General features: G+C 66.2%; 19 protein-coding genes. 8 read left to right on the top strand and 11 right to left on the bottom strand.

From position 1 onward, the window contains the following. The 4 genes from HNP02_RS10255 to HNP02_RS10240 all read right to left on the bottom strand — a co-directional run. A partial coding sequence (locus HNP02_RS10255; RefSeq protein ID WP_184437690.1) for a nitronate monooxygenase family protein occupies positions 1–410 on the bottom strand: 410 nt, incomplete at its 3' end. A gap of 158 nt (positions 411–568) precedes the next feature. Further along, positions 569–1,462, bottom strand: coding sequence for a fructose bisphosphate aldolase (locus HNP02_RS10250; protein WP_184437688.1), 894 nt, complete (start codon positions 1,460–1,462; stop codon positions 569–571). A gap of 30 nt (positions 1,463–1,492) precedes the next feature. Further along, positions 1,493–1,981, bottom strand: coding sequence for an SRPBCC family protein (locus HNP02_RS10245; protein WP_184437686.1), 489 nt, complete (start codon positions 1,979–1,981; stop codon positions 1,493–1,495). Positions 1,982–2,012: 31 nt separating this feature from the next. Beyond that, complete coding sequence (locus HNP02_RS10240; RefSeq protein ID WP_184437684.1) at positions 2,013–3,017, bottom strand: alpha/beta fold hydrolase; 1,005 nt, start codon at positions 3,015–3,017, stop codon at positions 2,013–2,015. Between the two features lie 54 nt (positions 3,018–3,071). Here HNP02_RS10240 and HNP02_RS10235 point away from each other — a divergent pair, with 54 nt between their 5' ends. Together HNP02_RS10235 and HNP02_RS10230 are read left to right on the top strand one after the other, a co-directional pair. Further along, complete coding sequence (locus HNP02_RS10235) at positions 3,072–3,503, top strand: VOC family protein (RefSeq protein ID WP_184437682.1); 432 nt, start codon at positions 3,072–3,074, stop codon at positions 3,501–3,503. A gap of 18 nt (positions 3,504–3,521) precedes the next feature. Then, positions 3,522–4,193, top strand: coding sequence for an NAD(P)H-binding protein (locus HNP02_RS10230; protein ID WP_184437680.1), 672 nt, complete (start codon positions 3,522–3,524; stop codon positions 4,191–4,193). Here the strand turns inward: HNP02_RS10230 and ligD are convergent. After that, entirely contained in the window at positions 4,190–5,431 is a 1,242-nt protein-coding gene (ligD, locus tag HNP02_RS10225; protein ID WP_184437678.1) for a non-homologous end-joining DNA ligase, read from the bottom strand. The two genes, HNP02_RS10230 and ligD, sit on opposite strands and share 4 nt — an antisense overlap. A gap of 57 nt (positions 5,432–5,488) precedes the next feature. Here ligD and fadD2 point away from each other — a divergent pair, with 57 nt between their 5' ends. Then, the gene (fadD2, locus tag HNP02_RS10220; RefSeq protein WP_184437676.1) at positions 5,489–7,165 is read left to right on the top strand and encodes a long-chain-fatty-acid--CoA ligase FadD2; all 1,677 of its coding nucleotides are present in this window, start codon (positions 5,489–5,491) and stop codon (positions 7,163–7,165) included. Positions 7,166–7,185: 20 nt separating this feature from the next. Here the strand turns inward: fadD2 and HNP02_RS10215 are convergent, their stop codons facing one another. Continuing rightward, positions 7,186–8,160 (bottom strand): alpha/beta hydrolase family protein, encoded by a 975-nt coding sequence (locus HNP02_RS10215; RefSeq protein ID WP_184437674.1) that lies wholly within the window; start codon positions 8,158–8,160, stop codon positions 7,186–7,188. Between the two features lie 212 nt (positions 8,161–8,372). Here HNP02_RS10215 and HNP02_RS10210 point away from each other — a divergent pair, with 212 nt between their 5' ends. Beyond that, the gene (locus HNP02_RS10210; RefSeq protein WP_184437672.1) at positions 8,373–9,161 is read left to right on the top strand and encodes an SDR family NAD(P)-dependent oxidoreductase; all 789 of its coding nucleotides are present in this window, start codon (positions 8,373–8,375) and stop codon (positions 9,159–9,161) included. A gap of 77 nt (positions 9,162–9,238) precedes the next feature. Here HNP02_RS10210 and HNP02_RS10205 read toward each other — a convergent pair whose 3' ends face one another. From HNP02_RS10205 to HNP02_RS10190, 4 genes are all read right to left on the bottom strand, one after another. Further along, entirely contained in the window at positions 9,239–10,261 is a 1,023-nt protein-coding gene (locus HNP02_RS10205; protein ID WP_184437670.1) for an aminotransferase class IV, read from the bottom strand. Positions 10,262–10,300: 39 nt separating this feature from the next. Further along, a complete protein-coding gene (locus HNP02_RS10200) occupies positions 10,301–11,797 on the bottom strand; it encodes an APC family permease (RefSeq protein WP_184437668.1) in 1,497 nt (498 codons plus the stop codon). A gap of 164 nt (positions 11,798–11,961) precedes the next feature. Then, a complete protein-coding gene (locus HNP02_RS10195; protein WP_255506353.1) occupies positions 11,962–12,864 on the bottom strand; it encodes a LysR family transcriptional regulator in 903 nt (300 codons plus the stop codon). A 68-nt stretch (positions 12,865–12,932) separates the two neighbouring features. Beyond that, entirely contained in the window at positions 12,933–13,577 is a 645-nt protein-coding gene (locus HNP02_RS10190) for an FMN-dependent NADH-azoreductase (RefSeq protein ID WP_184437666.1), read from the bottom strand. 82 nt (positions 13,578–13,659) lie between these two features. On the opposite strand from HNP02_RS10190, the gene HNP02_RS10185 reads away from it, so the two are divergent. Then, positions 13,660–14,145, top strand: a complete 486-nt coding sequence (locus tag HNP02_RS10185; protein WP_184437664.1) for a MarR family winged helix-turn-helix transcriptional regulator — start codon at positions 13,660–13,662, stop codon at positions 14,143–14,145. Between the two features lie 12 nt (positions 14,146–14,157). Here HNP02_RS10185 and HNP02_RS10180 read toward each other — a convergent pair whose 3' ends face one another. Further along, positions 14,158–16,329: an acyl-CoA dehydrogenase gene (locus HNP02_RS10180; protein WP_184437662.1), complete on the bottom strand. Its 2,172-nt coding sequence runs from the start codon at positions 16,327–16,329 to the stop codon at positions 14,158–14,160. A gap of 297 nt (positions 16,330–16,626) precedes the next feature. Here HNP02_RS10180 and HNP02_RS10175 point away from each other — a divergent pair, with 297 nt between their 5' ends. The 3 genes from HNP02_RS10175 to HNP02_RS10165 are packed head-to-tail and all read left to right on the top strand — an operon-like array spanning position 16,627 to position 18,589. Then, the gene (locus HNP02_RS10175) at positions 16,627–17,490 is read left to right on the top strand and encodes an SDR family NAD(P)-dependent oxidoreductase (RefSeq protein WP_309241496.1); all 864 of its coding nucleotides are present in this window, start codon (positions 16,627–16,629) and stop codon (positions 17,488–17,490) included. Beyond that, positions 17,487–17,927, top strand: a complete 441-nt coding sequence (locus tag HNP02_RS10170; RefSeq protein ID WP_184437660.1) for a hypothetical protein — start codon at positions 17,487–17,489, stop codon at positions 17,925–17,927. The genes HNP02_RS10175 and HNP02_RS10170 overlap by 4 nt, the downstream gene beginning before the upstream one ends. Continuing rightward, positions 17,924–18,589, top strand: a complete 666-nt coding sequence (locus HNP02_RS10165) for a VOC family protein (protein ID WP_184437658.1) — start codon at positions 17,924–17,926, stop codon at positions 18,587–18,589. The genes HNP02_RS10170 and HNP02_RS10165 overlap by 4 nt, the downstream gene beginning before the upstream one ends. Positions 18,590–18,596 lie beyond the last annotated feature (7 nt).

The following is an 18,596-nucleotide window of genomic DNA, read 5'->3' as shown; positions in this document are numbered from 1 at the left end:
ACGCCGAGGCTCTGCGCCTTCACGCCGTGCCGGACCGACGTGCACTTGTGCAGCACCTTGATCCCGTTGTCGTGGAACATCGGCAGGTGCGGCGCCGGGTTGGAGCCCGCGGTCTCCACGATCTTGATGCCCTCGTTGACGATGACCTGGCGGTACTCGTCGTACGGCGGCGGGTTGATCGACGGCAGGATGGTCAGGTTCACACCGAACGGCTTGTCGGTCAGCTCGCGCGTCTTGGCGATCTCGCGGGCCAGGTCGGCAGGCGTCGGCTGCGTCAGCGCGGTGATGAAACCGAGCCCGCCCGCATTGGCAACGGCCGCAACGAGTTCCGCCCGCCCGACCCACTGCATACCGCCCTGAGCGATGGGGTGCTCAACCCCGAAAACCTCGGTGAACTTCGTTCGAATCATTGGTTCGTCCTTCTCGGTTCGCAGACGCTCGGTATTGGAGCGGACAGCGGTGTCGCCGTTCACGCGATACGTGAGCGGAAGCTAAGATAGCTTATATTATGTTCGGAACGCTCCTGAAATGACGAACATCGACCGCAGCTAAGTGCGTGGTGGCCCGGCTACGGGGACGTCGACGCGTCGTAGATCGATTGGATCGCCTCGTCCAGCGCGGCGTCGAACTCCGCGTCGGACTGCTGGGCCGACAGCCCTTCGGTGAGTGCGCGGCTGAAGCTGGCGATGAGGCCGGTGTTCTGGGCGAGCAGGGCGTCGGCCTCGTCCCGCGAATAACCGCCAGACAGCGCCACGACGCGCATCACCCTGGGGTGTTCGATCAGCGGTGCGTAGTGATTGGGCACCGTCGGAAGCGACAGTTTGAGCATCACCTGCTGGTCGGCGGGGACGTCGTCGAGGTGCTTGGCGATGACGTCGCGCAGAAGGTCCTCCGCGGCGGCCTTGTCGGGGATGGTGATGGTGACCTCGGGCTCGAGGATCGGGATCAGCCCATGCGCGAGGACCGTCCGCGCCAGCTCGAACTGCTGCTCGACGATCGCGGCGATCCCCGCGGCATTGGCTGCGCCGATCACCGACCGCTCCTTGGTGCCGAAGATGCCCTTCTGCGCGGCACGGGCCAGCAGGTCGTCCACTCCCGCGATCGGCTTCATCAGCTGAACGTCGTCGTTCGCCTCGGCCAGGCCCTTGTCGATCTTCAGGAACGGCACGACGCCCTTGTCGGCCCAGAGGAATGTCGCCGATGGCTTGCCGTTGATCTCACGATCCATGGTCTGTTCGAACAGGATTGCCGCCAGAACGCGGTTGCCACCGAACACCGGCGAGGTGATGATCCGCGAGCGCATCTGGTGGATCAGGTCGTACATCTCCGCATCGGAGGAGTAGGAGCCTTCCTGGATTCCGTAGAGGCTCAAGGCCTTCGGTGTCGATCCCCCACTCTGGTCGAGTGCGGCGATGAAGCCCTTGCCCGAACGCATCCGCTCGGCCTGCTGCTGGTCTGGCATTGATCTGTCCAATCGTTGGAGAATCGGTTGTTACTCGACGGGGTATCGGTCGCGAAGCTTGAGCAACGTCGCTTCGATGCCCTTCGCGTTGGCCTTCACGAAACCCATTCGGTCGTAGTACTTCAGCGTGTCCTTCAGGGTGCCGGTGTCGCGGTAGTCGAACGTCTCGGTGACGCGGGTGCGTTGCGGGTCGACCTGCTCGAACTCCCAACGCCAGTGATGGCCAAGCGGATGACGCCACTCGATCACCGAATCCGGTGTGAGCGCGGTGACGGTGCTGGTTATCCGGTAGGGCACGCCGAACATCCGCATCTTGGTCGAGAACCGGCTGCCCGCGGTGAGTTCTGCAGGCGCGCTTATGTTGTCGGCGACGGTGCCCGACCCGTCGAGCTCGTGGTGACGACGCGGGTCGGCGACGATCGCGAACAGTTCGCTCGCGGGTGCTCCCACCTCGACGGACCTGCTGACCCGGCCAGGGCCGGCGTCGACCACCGTGACGGGCGAATTCTGTGCTGCCATGGTCTGCTCTCCTGTGAACGCTTGACCGACGTCAGTAGCCGGCTACCTCGATGATCGCATCGGCGAATTGGCGCGGCGCCTCCTGTGGCACGTTGTGCCCGATGCCGTCCAGGACGCGATGGGAGTACTTGCCGGTGAACAGCTGCCGGTAGGCCTTGCCGTCCTTGGCTGGCCCGTCGAAGTCGCTGGACACCGTGATCGTCGGCACGCCGATCTCGGGTTTGGCGGTAAGTTGGCGTTCCACGTCGTCGTACTGGGGCTGACCTGGAGCGAGGCTGAGGCGCCACCGGTAGTTGTGGATGACGATCTCCACGTGGTCGGGGTTGGCGAATGCCGCGGCACTGCGGTCGAAGGTGGCATCGTCGAACGACCACGTCGGTGAGGCGTTGCGCCAGATCAACTCGTTGAAGTCGCGGGTGTTCTCCCGGTAGCCCTGCTCGCCGCGATCGGTGGCGAAGTAGTACTGATACCACCAGCCGTACTCCGCCTTGGGTGGCAGCGGCAGCAGGTTGGCTGCGAGGTTGACGATGATATAGCCGCTGACGGCCACCAGTGCCTTGCAGCGGTCGGGCCACAGTGCGGCGACCACGTCCGCAGACCTTGCGCCCCAGTCGAATCCGCCGATGATGGCACGCGGAATGTCCAGTGCGTCCATGAGTGCGACGACGTCGCTCGCGACGGCGGCTTGTTGACCGTTGCGCACCTCTGTGTCGGACAGGAACGTGGTGCTGCCGTACCCGCGCAGGTACGGGACGATGACGCGGAAACCGCGGTCGGCCAGTATCGGCGCGACGTCGACGTAGCTGTGGATGTCGTAGGGCCAGCCGTGCAGCAGGATCACGGGCGGCCCGTCGGCGGGCCCGTCCTCGGCGTAGCCGATGTTGAGCACGCCCGCGTCGACCTGCTTGAACGACCGGAACGACGTGTGGCCCGTCGGTCCCTCGGCACTGGCCGTGGGGGCGGATGCGAGGCCTGCCACCGAGGCTCCTGCCGCCGCGAGGCCCACGATCTGGGTGAAGTCTCGTCTACTGATCATGTTGAAAGTCCCCGTGTTTCAGGCATCGAAGCGTGCTGGCATATCGTTGTGCGTATGACCGTTCTCGAGTCACCCATCCCTCGATTTCACCTGGCCATACCGGTCGACGACCTGGCCGCGGCCACCCAGTTCTATGGCACCGTGCTCGGCCTCGAGCAGGGACGCAGCGCCGAGACGTGGGTGGATTGGAACCTCACCGGCCATCAGCTGGTCACCCACCTGGCGCCGGGGCGGGAGCGTCCCATCCACAACCCGGTCGACGGGCACGACGTCCCGGTTCCGCACTTCGGGCTGATTCTGAGCGTGCCGGGGTTTCAGGCGCTCGCCGGCCGGTTGAGGGATGCTGGTGTGGACTTCGTGATCCAACCCCATGTTCGATTCGAGGGTGAGACGGGCGAGCAGTGGACCATGTTCCTGCTCGATCCCGCAGGAAACGCTTTGGAGTTCAAGGCATTTGCCGACGACTCCCAAGTCTTCGCAGCCTGAACCGATGGAGGTATTGACGTGCGGATCGTGATCGCGGGCGGGCACGGAAAGATCGCGTTGATCCTGGAGCGGCTGTTGTCTGCGCGCGGTGATTCCGTAGCGGGACTCATCCGCAACCCGGCCCAGGTGGCGGACCTGGAAGCCGCTGGTGCCGAAGCGCTGGTCGTGGACCTGGAGAACGCGTCGGTCGCCGAGGTGGCCCGACACGTGCGCGGTGCCGACGCCGTGGTGTTCGCCGCGGGTGCGGGGCCCGGCAGTGGCGCTGCGCGCAAGGAGACCGTCGACCGCGACGCCGCGATCTTGCTCGCCGACGCCGCGCTGGATGCCGGGGTGAGCCGCTACGTGATGGTCTCGGCGATGGGCGCCGACAAGCGTGCCGATGACTCCGCATCCGACCCGGTGTTCGCGGCCTACCTGCGCGCCAAGGCCGCCGCCGACGAGGCCGTTCAGGCCCGCACGGGGCTCAGCGCCACCGTCGTGCGCCCCGGTCATCTCATCGACGAGGCAGGGACGGGACGCGTCGCGATCGCCGAATCCACCGGCCGCGGGAGCATCCCCCGCGCGGACGTGGCGGCGGTGCTCGTCGCGGTGCTGGACGCCCCGGACACCGGCGGCCACGCCTTCGACCTGATCAGCGGGGACAGCCCGATCGCGGACGCCCTGGAAGCCATAGCCGCCGTCGTTCGCTAACGTCGCCACTGCGAACCGGTGTAGTTCTCCCACGGGCTGTAGTCGGCGATTAGCTCCTCCTGCGGGGGCCGCTGCTCCTCGGGCACGTGCTGCAGGTTGATCCTGATGCGGTACCAGATCGAACTGGGCCCGCGCATGCCGTCGACCAGAACGTCGACCGGTTCGAGTCGTTCCGACGCTGCCGGGTAGCGCTCGCGCCACACGTCGAGCGCTGCCATGGCCTCGTCCTTGGTCTTGGTCTTGGCGATCTCGATGAGCGGCATCGCAGAGATACGGCGACGCGGTCCATCTTCAGATCGTCGTGCGCCCTTGGGCGCCTTCTCGGCGGGCCCGAGTTCCTTCGCCCGTTCCAGCAGCGCGTCCAACCCGCCTGGCGCGTCGTTCATGCCCTCCCACGGATCGCCCATTTCGGCGAACCGCGCTGGCACGGTCGACACCGTGAACGCCTCTGGCGCGCAGTCGGGCACCTCTTCCCAGCGCAGCGGCGTCGATACCCGGGCGTCGGGCGTCGCGCGCACCGAGTACGCCGATGCGACCGTGCGGTCCTTGGCGTTCTGGTTGAAGTCGACGAAGACCCGCGCGCCACGCTCTTCCTTCCACCAACGGCTGGTCGCGACGTCGGGGGCGCGAAGTTCGACCTCGCGCGCAATGGTCTCGGCCGCCAGTCGCACCTGCTTGTACGGCCAGTGCCTTTCGATGCGGGCGTAGATGTGGAAACCCTTCGAACCCGACGTCTTCGGCCATGCGGTCAGACCGTGGTCCTCCAGTACCTCCCTGGCCACCAGCGCCACGTCGACGATCTGCTGCCACCCGACACCGGGCATCGGATCGAGGTCGACGCGCAGTTCGTCGGGATGCTCGAGGTCGTCGGCAAGCACCGGATGGGGGTTCAGGTCGACGCAGCCCAGGTTGACCGCCCACGCCAGGCCTGCGGCGTCGTGCAGGACGGCCTCCTTCGCCGACGTGCCAGAGGCGTACTTGAGCTCGGCGACGTCGATCCAGTCGGGCCGCTTCTCCGGCGCCCGCTTCTGGAAGACCGCTTCTTCGGTGATGCCCTTGATGAATCGTTTGAGGATCATCGGGCGGCCCGAGACGCCGCGCAGGGCGCCGTCGGCGACCGCGAGGTAGTACTCGATCAGATCTAGCTTGGTCACGCCCGTGTCGGGGAAGACGACCTTGTCCGGGTTGGTGACCGCAAGCGTCCGTTCGCCCACGTCCAGGGACAGCGGAGAGCCCATACGGCAATGTTAGTTGTGCCGGTCCCACTGCGACGGCGGTCACATATTGTGGGAGTCATGCCCAAGCTAACCGAGCTTCCGTTGCAGGCAGCGGCCAAGATCCAGCAGTATGCCGAGCGCGGCTCGGCCGAACTGCACTACGCCATCAAGATGTTCGAGGCGGGCGCGTTCAAGCTCGAGCCGCCGCAGAACATCGCCGCCATGGTTGCCGACATCCGCAAGTGGGGTGAATTCGGCATGATCCCTGCACTCAATGCCCGCCGCACGCCCAACCGCACGGCGATCATCGACGACGACGGCGAGATGACGTTCAAGGAACTCGACGACGCCGCCAACGCCGTCGCCAACGGTCTGCTGGCCATCGGCGTCAAGGGGGGCGACGGCCTGGCCATCCTCATCCGCAACCATCGCTGGTTCCTGATCGCGGCCTACGGCGCGGCCAAGGTTGGGGTGAAGCTCATCCTGCTCAACAGCGAGTTCTCGGGTCCGCAGATCAAGGAGGTCTCCGAGCGCGAAGGCGCGAAGCTGATCATCTTCGACGACGAGTACACCAAGGCCGTTTCGGCGGCGGATCCGCCGCTTGGCAAGCTGCGCGCCCTGCCGACCAACCCCGACAACGACGAGCCGTCGGAGAGCACCGACGAGACGCTCGCCGACCTGATCGAACGCAGCAGGTCCACACCGCCACCGAAGGCGACCGCGCACTCCAAGATCATCATCCTGACCAGCGGCACGACCGGAACCCCCAAGGGCGCCAACCGCAGCACCCCGCCATCGCTGGCGCCCATCGGCGGCATCCTGTCGCACGTCCCGTTCAAGTCCGGCGAGGTGACGTCGCTGCCCGCGCCGATGTTCCATGCGCTGGGCTTCTTGCACGCCACCATCGCGATGATGCTCGGTAGCACGCTGGTGTTGCGTCGCAAGTTCAAGCCGGCCAACGTGCTGGCCGACATCGAGAAGCACAAGGTGACGGCCGTCGTCGTCGTTCCGGTGATGCTGTCGCGGACCCTGGACGCCTTCGACGACATGGAACGCAAGCCGGACCTGTCCAGCCTGCGGATCGTGTTCGTCTCCGGGTCTCAGCTTGGCGCGGAACTGGCCACCAGGGCGCTCAAGGATCTGGGCCCGGTCATCTACAACCTGTACGGGTCGACGGAGATCGCGTTCGCCACCATCGCCAGGCCCAAGGACCTGTCGATCAACCCGGCAACCGTGGGGCCGGTGGTCAAGGGCGTGACCGTCAAGCTCTTCGACGACAACGGCCACGAGGTCGCGCAGGGCGAGGTGGGCCGGATCTTCGTCGGCAACACCTTCCCGTTCGAGGGCTACACCGGCGGCGGCGGAAAGCAGATCATCGACGGACTCATGTCATCCGGCGACGTCGGCTACTTCGACGAGCACGGACTGCTCTACGTCAGCGGGCGCGACGACGAAATGATCGTCTCCGGCGGTGAGAACGTGTTCCCCGCCGAGATCGAGGACCTGATCAGCGGCCACCCCGAGGTCATCGAGGCCACCGCCCTCGGCGTCGAGGACCAGGACTGGGGCCACCGGCTGCGCGCGTTCGTCGTCAAGGCCGAGGGGGCCAGCGTGGACGAGGACGCCATCAAGACCTACGTCCGGGACCACCTCGCGCGCTACAAGGTGCCGCGCGAGGTGATCTTCCTCGACGAGCTGCCGCGCAACCCAACGGGAAAGATCCTCAAGCGGGAACTACGCGACTTAGACGTGTAGCTCCCGCTTCGAGGGCACTGTTATGCCTGCGGGGTGGCGCCGAGCGTGCGCTGGAGGTCGGGCTTCATCGCCTGCAGCTGTGAACCCCAGTAGGGCCAGTCGTGCGTGCCGTTGTCCGGGAAGTTGAACACGGCGTTCTTGCCGCCCGCGGCGATGTAGTCGTCCTGGAACGTCCGGTTGGTGCGGATGGTCAGTCCTTCGAGGAACTTGGCTGGCACGTTGTCCCCGCCAAGGTCACTCGGGGTGCCGTTTCCGCAGTACACCCAGAGGCGGGTGTTGTTGGCGACCAGCTTCCCGATGTTCACCATCGGGTCGTTGCGCTTCCAGGCGCTGTTCGGGTCTTCCGTCGGGCCCCACATGTCGTTCGCCTTGTAGCCGCCCGCGTCACCCATCGACATGTTGATGAGGAACGGCCACGACCCCTCGGAGGGGTTCAGGAAGCCGGACAGCGACGCCGCGTACGGGAACTGGTCGGGGTGGTACATCGCCAAGACCATGGATGCCGACCCGGCCATCGACAACCCGACCGCCGCACTGCCCGTGGGCTTGACGTCCTTGTTGGCCTGCAGATACGCGGGCAGTTCCTGGGTCAGGAACGTCTCCCACTTGTACGTCTGGCAGCCTGCCTTGCCGCACGCCGGTGAGTACCAGTCGCTGTAGAAGCTGGACTGGCCGCCGACGGGCATGACCACCGAAAGACCCGAGTTGTAGTACCACTCGAAGGCCGGGGTGTTGATGTCCCAGCCGTTGAAGTCGTCCTGAGCGCGCAGGCCGTCCAGCAAGTAGACGGCGGGCGAGTTCGGGCCGCCGCTCTGGAACTGGATCTTGATGTCCCTGCCCATGCTCGCGGACGGCACCTGGAGGTACTCGACCGGCAGACCAGGTCGCGAGAAGGCCCCTGCCGTGGCGGAACCACCCACCACCGCGGCGAATACGGGCAACAGAGCGGCCATCACAGCCGTGATGAATAACCGGCGCACGAGATCTCCCATCATCAACGGGGGCGGCGTGTTCGCAGTTAGGCCCCTTGACCATTCGAAGCCGTTCCGCCATCGGATGGGTTTCTCACATCGTCCGGCGGCGCCCACGCATCGTCGCGCGGGCTCAACAGCTCCAGGAAAACGGTGCCACAGTCGACTGTCAATACCCTGTGAAATTTCTATGGCGGGTAGGAATAGTTGGGACATAACGGTGGTAGTACTGCGTCGTGAACATCGACCTGACTGGAAAGACCGCACTCGTCACCGGATCGACCCAAGGCATCGGATACGCCATCGCCGAGGGACTCGCAGGTAGCGGTGCGCGCGTCGCGGTGAACGGCCGGTCCGCCGACCGGGTCGCAGAGGCGGTCGCGGCGCTGACCAAGGCAGGCGGTGACGTGGTCGGCATCGCTGCCGACGTGACCACCGAGGACGGTGTCGAGCAGTTGGTGGCTGAGCTGCCCACAGTCGACATCTTGGTCAACAACCTCGGCATCTTCGGTGCGGTCCCGGCCCGTGAGATCACCGACCAGCAGTGGCGCACCTACTTCGAGGTGAACGTGCTCGCTGCGATCCGCCTCATCCGCACCTATCTACCGGGCATGGTCGACAAGCACTGGGGCCGGATGATCCAGATCGCCAGCGACTCGGCGATCGTCATCCCGGAGGAGATGATCCACTACGGCGTATCGAAGACTGCGCTGCTGGCGGTATCGCGTGGCTTCGCCAAGGACGCCGCGGGCACGGGTGTCACGGTGAACTCGGTGATAGCAGGCCCCACCCACACGGCAGGTGTCGAGGACTTCGTCTACGAGCTGGTGGACAAGTCACTGTCGTGGGATGAGGCGCAGCGGGAGTTCATGTGCGTGCACCGGCCGCAGTCGCTGCTTCAGAGGCTCATCGAGCCAGAGGAGATCGCCAACATGGTCACCTACCTCGCGTCTCCGTTGGCGTCGGCGACCACCGGTGGCGCGCTGCGTGTCGACGGGGGATATGTCGACTCGATCCTGCCCTGACATGGCGATTTGTGGAGTCTGGGTTGCGCTGACCGCAATGTTCTGACCGCAACTCAGACTCCACAAATCGCTGGGGGTTAGTAGTGAATGGCCTCGATCAGTGGTCCCGGTTCGTCCATCAGCGCCCAGAAGCGGTCCCGGATCGCGACGGTCAGGGGTCCCGGCTCACCGTTGCCGATCTTCTCGCCGTCCAGCGAATTGATCGGGGTGACGCCGCCCGCCGTGGTGACGGCCATCAACTCATCGGCGTCGTAGAGCTCCTGACTAGTCACGTCGCGCAGGACGGCCTCGATGCCCATCTGGTCGGCGAGTTCGTAAACCGTCTTGCGGGTGATGCCGGGCAGCGCGTTGCGCGACGGCGATGCCAGCTTGCCGTCCTTGACGACGACCACGTTGAAGCCAGGGCCCTCGGCCACGCAGCCGTCGGAGTCGAGCAGGATGGCCGTGCGCGCGCCGCGGTCCTTCGCCTCGAAGCTGGCGGCGGTCAGGTCGCCCCACTGGTAGTTCTTGATGGTCGGGTCGACGGTGTTCCGCCCGGCACGCCGAACGTGCCGCGGCACGATCGCGGTGGTGCCGAAGATCTGCTCGGCGGGCGGGAATGCCCACAGGTAGGGGATCGCGTAGATGTAGACCTGGTGGGTCAGCTTGGATAAGTCCTTCTCGCCCTTCTTCTTTCCGTAGCCGCGCGTGACGGTCAGGTTGACGAACGACTCGCGAAGCTGCGACAGCGACACGCAGCGTTTCGTGAGCTCGGCCAATTCTTCTTTGCTCATACCCGCGTCGAGGCGGAGCTTGCGTGCACCGTCGAGTAGCCGGTCGATGTGGTCGTCGAGCCGGAAGATGTTGCCGTGCCACACGTGAGCGACGGTGTAGGTGACGTCGGAGTGTCCGAACCCGGTATCGAAGATCGAGATCTTGGCGTCCTCGGCCGGGATGAACTCGCCCTCGATCCAGGCGACGCCGCCCGCGAACGGGCTCGAGGTGTCAAGCTCGTAGTCGCTGTACTGGATCGCCGAGCCGACGGGGGTGTCCTCGCGGATGGCGGCGCCGGGTTCGACGGCGACCAGGTTGCTGGTGCCAACGTCTTGGATGGCGGTCATTGTTGTTCCCTTCGGTAAGGCGTTGTGAGTCAATCGAATTCAGGATTGGTGGGTCTTGGCGTAGTTCGGTCCGGCCTCGCCGGTGGCCAGCCGCTTACGCAACCCGGTGAAGGCCCAGAGCGTCGTGAGCGCGACCAGGCCGAGGAACACATAGCCGTTGCCTGCGAACTGCGGGAGGAAGATCAGCGCGGCGCACACCAGGGTGAAGCAGATGGCTGCGACCACGGCGACCGGCACACGCGCCCTGCCGAGGTTGAACGTTCCTGGCTCCGGCGCCGGGACGGTTCCGCGGCGGCTGGCGATCATCACGGCGATGGTCTGCAGGAGGTACATCGCGCAGACCGCCAGCGAGGAGAGCCCGAGGATGAGGAAGAACGCCTTCTCGCTGACCAGTGCAAATAGCAGCAGGATCGTCGAAAAACCGAAGATTCCGAGCACCGCGTAGGTTGGCGTGCGGTTGGACGGGGACACGTGCCGCCAGACGTGGGAGAACGGCAGCATGTTGTCGCGCGCCATCGAGTAGGTCAGCCGGGTGGCGACCAGGATGTTGGCCAGGATGCACGCCAGGACGTTGGTCAGGGCCACGGCGACGACGATCTTGCTGATGACCGGGCCGACCTGCTGGGTGATGATCTCCTCGATGGGGGCAGCTGATGCGGCCTGAACGGCGTCTGCATTCTTGATCGCCAGTACGTAGACGACGTACATGCCGAACTCGATGACGATCGACGCGGTCAACGCGTAGAACATCGTGCGCGGAATCACGTGGCGGGCGTTGACGGTCTCCTCGGCGATGTCCGCACTGGCCTCCACTCCGATGAGCCCGAAGAAGGGGCCGAGGGACGCGGCCAGCCAGGCCAGGACATACGGGGTACTGCCGTCAGCCGTGCCGCCGGTGAAGAGCACGGAGACGGATTGGTGGTTGTCCGGCGAGGAGAAGGCGACGATCGCGACGAGAATCGTTGCGCCGACGGTGATGACGAACTCGAGGCTGACGCCGATGTTGTTGACCATCGTCGCGAACCGCACGCCGTACATGTTGATGAGCATGCAGACGGCCATCACGCCGATGGCGACGAGGATCTGCGCGGTCTGGTTCATGTTCCAGCCGAACAGGCTGCCGAGGTAGCCGGACAGAATGAAGCCGACACCGGTCATGCCGCAGATCCACCCGGCGAGGGCCAGCACGCCGGTGAACAGCGCCATCGTCGAGCCGACGAGGCGACTGGTCCACTGGTACGAATAGCCGGCCAGCGGCAGCTTGGCGGTCAGGTCGGCAGCGATCAGCGTCCAGATCACGAACACCGCAGCGGCAAGCAGCAGGGTCCACACGAACGGTCCGCCTGCGGTGAAATACCCGGCACCGAAGCCGGTGAACACCGCGGTGGTGGCGCTGATCGTCGCGAAGCCGATGGCGAAGGACGCGAGTCTGCCGACCGAGCGGTCGAGCTTCTGGGTGTAGCCGAGCTCGGCGAGCAGGGCGTCTTCGTCATCCGCCGGTTTCTTGGCGGTGGCGCGTGGTGCGGTATCGGTCATGAGGTTCTCCAGGTCAGGAGGGTCGGAAGGTGCGACGACCGGGTAGTCGAATGTTCCGAGGAAACGCCTCCTGAGCTGTATGCGGAAGTTCCAGTTTCTGATCTACTGATAACTTCCGGTTATCAATGGCTCGATTCATTAGAAGTTACGTCGCGGGATGCGCTTCAGGAGTAGGTCGCTGGTCGCTCCGTCGACTGCCCCTCACCGAAGCTCCACTCGTCGCGGACCTGGCGGATCAACGCGGCCGCGTCGTGGCTCACGGCCGCGGGATTCCACGCCAGCGCGGTGTAGTTGCGCGGCCGGTCGATGATCGGCACGTAGACGATGCCCTGCCTGCCGTACAGCCGCGCGCTGGCCTGGCTGGTGAAACTGATGCCGAGGCCCCGCGCGATGGTCGTCGTCTCCTCCTCGTAGGTGGCGGCGACGGCCGCGATCGTCGGCGGCCGCCCGTCGCGCGCATCCATTGCCATCCAGTAGTCGCGCCATCGCCCTGCGCTGCCCGGTGCCACCACGATGGGATCGTCCAGCAATTCGGTGATCGACAGCTCGTCCCGCTGTGCGAGTCGGTGATCCCTGGGTAGGCAGGCTACCCAGTCCTCGGCGTCGAGGATCAGCATCCGATGATCCGGCAGATCCACCGGTGGCCGGATGATGGCCACCTCCGTGGTGCCATCGGCCAGTCCGGCAGTGGGGTCGGAGAAATCGAATTCCCTTGGCTCCACGCTGATCTCGGGATAGGCCGTCTCGAAGTGGCGGACCAGCCGGAACAGCACGTCAGCCCCGGTACCGATCAGATAGCCCAACCGGATTCGCCGGTCGCGCCGGGACGCCGAGACGAGGTCGTCGACGGCGGCGTCGACACCGCGAAGTGCGTCGTGCACCTTGGGCAGCCATGCGGCGCCGAGGTCGGTCAGCGCGACTTCCCTGGTGCTGCGGGTGAACAGAAGGACGCCGAGCTGATGCTCGAGCTGCTTGATGGCAGTGGACAGCGCCGGCTGGGTGATGAACAGGCGCTCGGCGGCGCGACGGTAGTTCAGCTCCTCGCCGAGCACGGTGAAGTACCGCAACTGGCGCAGCGTGATGCCGTCCTTGCCGCTCGTGACATCCTCCTAAGCCGCGATGTCACCCAAGCGTGTCACGCCACTTTCGACCTCGCCCACAAGTCGTCGATGTCCCGTTCGGCGGAGGTCAGGCTGGCGGCGGCCAGCGGTCGCAGTTCGGCCATGGCGGGGTTGCTGTCTGCCATCGTCAACTCCGCCGTGATGAATCGAGGCGACAGTCCCGTCAACGACACCGCGTGTGGCAGCCAGGTCTCCGCGTGGTCCCATCCGTGGCGCGGGGTGCCGGGTCCGTAACCGCCACCGCGGGCGGCCAACACGATGAACTCGGTGTCTCCCAGCAGGCCCTCGTGGGTCTCCGCGTCGAACGTCAACCCCGGCGCGACCAGGTGATCGACCCAGGACTTCACCGTGCTCGGTGGCCCGAAGTTGTAGAGCGGCAGCCCAAGGAGCACGGTGTCTGCCCTCTCGATCTCGTCGATCAGCTCGACGCTGCGCGCGAACGACGCGGCCTGGGCGGGCGTGTGGTTCTCAGGCGGGACCAGTCTGGCCAACCCGCCCGCGGCGTCGAGGTGCGGAATGGGGTCGACGGCGAAGTCCCGGTAGGTCACGGTGCCGTCCGGGTGCGCGGCACGCCAACGGTCGGCCGCCCTGGCGCTCAACCGGCGACTGGTGGACTGGTCTCCTTGGATGGAGGTGTCGATGTGAAGAAGATGCGCCATGGAATGTCCTTCATAGATAGTTGATGTAGTACAAACTATCTATACCAGATCCATCGTTGATTCATTCCCCTAGGCTGGAGGCATGCCCGAGCTCCCGATCGTCTCGCCGAGTCGGCAGTTGTCGGGGCCGCTTCTGGAGCATCTCGCGCGACGCCTGCGCGCGGAATCGGAGTCCGAGATCGAGCGGTTCGACCTGCGCGCGCGTCACGTCATCGCGCTGACGCTGCTCCGCGATTCCGGCGAACGCCCCCAGGCCGACCTCGCCCACGTGCTCAGGATCGACCCGACGAACGTCGTCGGCCTGCTCAACGAGCTCGAGACGGCGGGCCTCGTCGAACGGCGGCGATCGCCTCTGGACCGGCGTCGCCACACCGTGGCACTGACCGCGGCAGGCCACGATCGGCTGGCTGCCATCGAGGACGTCCTCATCACGGTGGAGCGACGCGTGCTTTCGGGGCTCGACGACGACCAGCGGGCAGCACTGCACACGCTGCTTCGGGCGGCGACCGAGGAAGCCGGCGGCGAATGCTCGGCGGCGGTGCCCTCGGAGTGCGCAGGCGATTCCTAGCGGCGTCAGCGCCTACGGATCGCGCGGCAGGCCGAGCAGGCGCTCGGCGATGATGTTCAGCTGCACTTCGGTCGTTCCGCCGTAGATCGTGGTGGCCCGGCCCGCGAGGAGGTACTCGGCCCACTTGCCGGACGGCTGCTCGCGGTCGCCGATGGCTGCATCGGTGCCGAACGACGACACCCCGAACTCGGCGTAGCCCTGGCCGGTCTTCATGGCGAGCAGCTTGGAGATCGCCGCCGCGGGCATGGGGTCGCCGCCGGCCAGCGTCAGCAGCGTCGAACGCAAGTTGAGCACCTTGGCTGCGTAACCCTCGGCGATCAACCGGCCTGCGTGGTTCTGCTCGATCTGGTCGAACTGGCCGTCCTTCAAGAACGTCACGAACTGGTCGAGGGTGGCCAGGAACGGCGGCTCACTGCTGCCGATCGACACGCGTTCGTTGGTCAAGGTGTTGCGGCTGACCTCCCAGCCGCGGTCCACCTCGCCGAGCACCATCTCGTCGGGCACGAAGACGTCGTCGATGAAGACGGTGTTGAACATCGCGTTGCCGGTCAGTTCCCGCAACGGCTTGACCTCGACGCCCTCGCTCTCCATGTCGAGAAGGAAATAGGTGATGCCATTGTGTTTCGGCGCGCTCGGGTTCGTCCGAGCTAGCAGCGCGCCCCACTTCGAGTACTGCGCGCCGGTGGTCCAGATCTTCTGGCCGGTGATCCGCCAGCCGCCGTCGACCTTGGTGGCCTTGGTGGTCAGGCTGGCCAGGTCGGAGCCGGCACCCGGCTCGGAAAACAGCTGGCACCAGATCATTTCGCCGCGGAAGGTCGGCGGAAGGAAGCGCTGCTGCTGGACGTCGGTGCCGTAGGCGACGATCGACGGGATGATCCAGGCGGCGATGCCCATCTGCGGGCGCTTCACGGCGCCGGTGGCGAACTCCTGCGCGATGATGATCTGCTCGATCGGCGTGGCCGCCCTGCCCCACGGCTTGGGCAGGTGCGGCTGCACCCAGCCGCCCTCGGCGATCGCGACGTTGCGCTCCTCGCGCGGAATCTCCTTCAGCCCAGCCACTTCCGCACGAATCTCGTCGCGGACCTTCTCGGTGTCGGGGTCGAGGTCGATGTCGATCGAGCGGAGCCCGGTCGTGGTGGCGACGTCCACCACCTGTTGCGGGTAGTCGGCGGCACGCCCGAAGCAGGCGGCCAGCACGATCGCCCGCCGGTAGTAGACGTTGGTGTCGTGCTCCCAGGTGAAGCCGATGCCGCCGTGCACCTGGATGCAGTCCTGAGTGGTGTGCTGTGCGGCGATCGGAGCCAGGGTGGCGGCGACGGCGGCGGCGAACTCGTACGACTCGTCCTCGTCGATGGCGCGTGCGGCGTCCCACACGGCAGCCGTGGCGCGCTCGGTCTCGGCGATCATGCCCGCGCACTTGTGCTTGATGGCCTGGAACTGACCGATCGGCCTGCCGAACTGCTCGCGGATCTTGGCGTACTCGGATGCGGTGTCGGTGGCCCAGCGGGCGACGCCGATGCACTCGGCGGAGAGCAGGGTCGACATCAGGGCGCGGGCACGCGTGCGGCTCAGGTTCGCCAGCACGCGGTCGTCGCCGACCTCGACGGCGTTGGCGCGCACATGCGCGAGGGGGCGCAGCGGGTCGACGCTGGCGACCGGCTCGATCTCCACTTGGTCGGCATCGAGGACGACCCACTCCTCGCCGCTGTCGATCGCGACCGGCAGCACCAGGATCGAGGCCTGTGCCGCACCGGGGACCGCGCGGACCTCGCCGCGGATGACCAGGCCGTCACCCTGACGGGTTGCGGTCAGCCCGGAGTCGATGGCGTACGCGGCGATGGCGTCACCGGAAGCCAGGGCTTCCAGTCGCTTGTCGTCGGGGTCGTTCGCGGAGATCAGCGCGCTGGCGATTGCCGATGGGACGAACGGGCCCGGCACCGCGCCGTAACCGAACTCGGCGAGCACGATCGCCAGCTCGAGGATGCCGAAACCCTGTCCGCCAACCGATTCCGACAGGTGTAGGCCTTGCAGACCCTGTTCGGCAGCGGCCTTCCAATAGGTCGGCGGGTTGGCGATGGGCGTCTCGAGCGCCGCGTGCAGAACCTCCGACGGCGCCACCCGCGCCACGAAGGACCGAGCCGAATCGGCAAGGTCGTTGTGCTCAGAAGTGATCGCGATGGGCATGCCTACTCCTTTGGGGCCAGCCTTGAATCAACCGGTGGGTTGGGACCGAGGGTACCTGGGCTGTCCGTTTCAGTTGATAGTGGCGAGAGACTGCCGCCAACGCCTCAGCCCCAGTCCCTGCCCCGAGTGCAACTTCGCCGCCCGCCAGACGCCGGAACAGCGGCGGTTTCTTCGAGGATCCCATCGACTCATAATTGACTGATAATCAATCAGTATGGTAGGTGTAGATCGTCCACCGCCCACCACCGTCACCCTCGAGGAGACTTCGATGCGCCCTGCTCGAACAGCGCGCCCACTGTGACTACCGTCGGGCGCCACCCCCACAAGACCGCTCTGGCAGGTCGACGGGTCCTGCTCACCGGAGCCTCCAGCGGCATCGGCCGGGCCCTGGCCGTTCAACTGGCCGACAGCGGTGCGGTGCTGGCGCTGGCGGCGCGCCGGGCCGCCCTTCTCGACGAGGTCGCCGATGAGATCGCGGACACCGGCGCCGCGCGGCCGGCGCTGATGAGCACCGACTTGTCCGAACGCGGGGCAGCCAAGCAGCTGGCCAGCGACGCCATGGACGCGCTGGGCCGCATCGATGTACTGATCAACAACGCCGGAACCAACCTGACCGGAGCCCAGGGCGTCATCGCCGACTCCGACCGCGCGCGGGCCGTATTCGAACTCAACGTGTGGTCCCCGCTGGCGCTCACCGCCGCGTTGCTGCCGCACATGCGTGCGGCGGGCTCGGGCACCATCGTCAACGTCACCTCCACCGTTCAATCGGTGCCGCTGCCGCTGCTCGGCTATTACGCGGCTTCGAAAGCTGCTCTGGCGCAGGCGACTCGGTCACTTCGGTTCGAACTCGTCGACACACCGATCCGCGTCATGGAGGTCATCCCCGGATCCACCGAGACTGCGCTGCGCGATATCGACGAACTCCCGTGGAAGTCCGGGCCCCCCACCACGCTGCCAGCGGTATCGGCGCAGGCGATGGCGGCTGCGATGGTGCGGGCCCTCCAACGCGGCGACGACCGACTGGTCTATCCCACCTACGCGCTGGTGCCGCTGGAATTGCCCGCGGTCGGGCGGCTGATCGCGACCCTGGCCGGCAGACGGATCGACACCAGCACTGCGCTCGGCGCGATCAGCGATCCCCATTGGAAGCCGGTCCGGTGAGCCGACCGACACGTCGGCTGACCGACGACCAGATCCGCATCGGTGCCACCGCGGGCATCGCCCATGTGGCGATTGCCCCGGCCGCACACTATGCCGTGCCGGTGTCACTGGCCCCTCGGCTGGGTCTGGTCGCCGATCCGTGGTTCCGCCGCGAAACGGGCACGGTGAACGCCGGTTTCGCCGATGGACTGCTCCAGTTGGCGCGGGGGCGGCGCGACCCGACATTTCTTCGGGCCACCGCGATCAGCGGTCTGCTGATGGCCACTGTCCGCGCGGTCGTGATCGGTAGCGACCTGCTGCTGGGCATCGGCGGACTGGAGCCTCGGCAATTCGACCGCAATTACCCGGCCGCATGGCCGCCGGGATTCAACCCCGCGCTCGCACAACGATGCCCGCCAATGCACCGTAGCCGTGACCTAGAGGAGGTCCTTCCATGACGTCAGCGACGACTCCCCCCGGTGTCCGGGTGCGCCCCGAGGATCTCGAGCAGGTCCCACGGCCGGGGGCGCCGAGCAAGCTTGCACACATCGTGTTCAAGACCCCACGCCCCGAGGCGATGGCGGGCTGGTACGCGCAGGTACTGGATGCGATCCTGGTGTTCCAGGACAAGAGGATCGCCTTCTTGACCTACGACGAGGAGCATCATCGCATCGCATTGGTCAGGGTGCCCCGATTGCTCAGGATCCCCGCGACCGTGTGGAAGGTCCGCCGCAAGTTCTTCGGCGTCGACCACGTCGCGTTCAGCTACGACCACCTCGAGAACCTGGTCGACACCTACCGTCGTCTGGCCAACGCGGGTATCGATCCGGTGTGGTGTATCAACCACGGCCCGACCACCTCCTTGTACTACGAAGACCCCGATGGCAACCGCATCGAACTGCAGGTGGACAACTTCGCCACCAACGAGGACCTGTTGGACTGGCTGGGCAGCGGAGAGTTCGACGACAACCCGATCGGCGTCGAATTCGACCCGAACGTTCTCGAGCGGCTCCTCATCGCCGGCACGCCGGTGGCCAGCCTCGTCAAACGAGGTTCAGCTCCCCCCGACGGGCGCCGGGCCCGCGCCGGGATGCGCACGCTGCGCTGGAAGACCCTATGAGAGGCGG

It is taken from the genome of Mycobacterium sp. AZCC_0083 (genome assembly GCF_014202335.1).
Taxonomy (GTDB): domain Bacteria; phylum Actinomycetota; class Actinomycetes; order Mycobacteriales; family Mycobacteriaceae; genus Mycobacterium.
Note: the sequence above shows the minus strand (reverse complement) of the source record. Positions and strands in the feature narration are given on the sequence as shown.

Coding starts and splice junctions, on each gene's coding strand:
- HNP02_RS10205 (WP_184437670.1), bottom strand. CDS start 10,261: ATGACCGCCATCCAAGACGTTGGCACCAGCAACCTGGTCGCCGTCGAA.
- HNP02_RS10200 (WP_184437668.1), bottom strand. CDS start 11,797: ATGACCGATACCGCACCACGCGCCACCGCCAAGAAACCGGCGGATGAC.
- HNP02_RS10180 (WP_184437662.1), bottom strand. CDS start 16,329: ATGCCCATCGCGATCACTTCTGAGCACAACGACCTTGCCGATTCGGCT.
- HNP02_RS10165 (WP_184437658.1), top strand. CDS start 17,924: ATGACGTCAGCGACGACTCCCCCCGGTGTCCGGGTGCGCCCCGAGGAT.
- HNP02_RS10185 (WP_184437664.1), top strand. CDS start 13,660: ATGCCCGAGCTCCCGATCGTCTCGCCGAGTCGGCAGTTGTCGGGGCCG.
- HNP02_RS10250 (WP_184437688.1), bottom strand. CDS start 1,462: ATGCCAGACCAGCAGCAGGCCGAGCGGATGCGTTCGGGCAAGGGCTTC.
- ligD (WP_184437678.1), bottom strand. CDS start 5,431: ATGGGCTCTCCGCTGTCCCTGGACGTGGGCGAACGGACGCTTGCGGTC.
- HNP02_RS10190 (WP_184437666.1), bottom strand. CDS start 13,577: ATGGCGCATCTTCTTCACATCGACACCTCCATCCAAGGAGACCAGTCC.
- HNP02_RS10240 (WP_184437684.1), bottom strand. CDS start 3,017: ATGATCAGTAGACGAGACTTCACCCAGATCGTGGGCCTCGCGGCGGCA.
- HNP02_RS10215 (WP_184437674.1), bottom strand. CDS start 8,160: ATGATGGGAGATCTCGTGCGCCGGTTATTCATCACGGCTGTGATGGCC.
- fadD2 (WP_184437676.1), top strand. CDS start 5,489: ATGCCCAAGCTAACCGAGCTTCCGTTGCAGGCAGCGGCCAAGATCCAG.
- HNP02_RS10245 (WP_184437686.1), bottom strand. CDS start 1,981: ATGGCAGCACAGAATTCGCCCGTCACGGTGGTCGACGCCGGCCCTGGC.
- HNP02_RS10235 (WP_184437682.1), top strand. CDS start 3,072: ATGACCGTTCTCGAGTCACCCATCCCTCGATTTCACCTGGCCATACCG.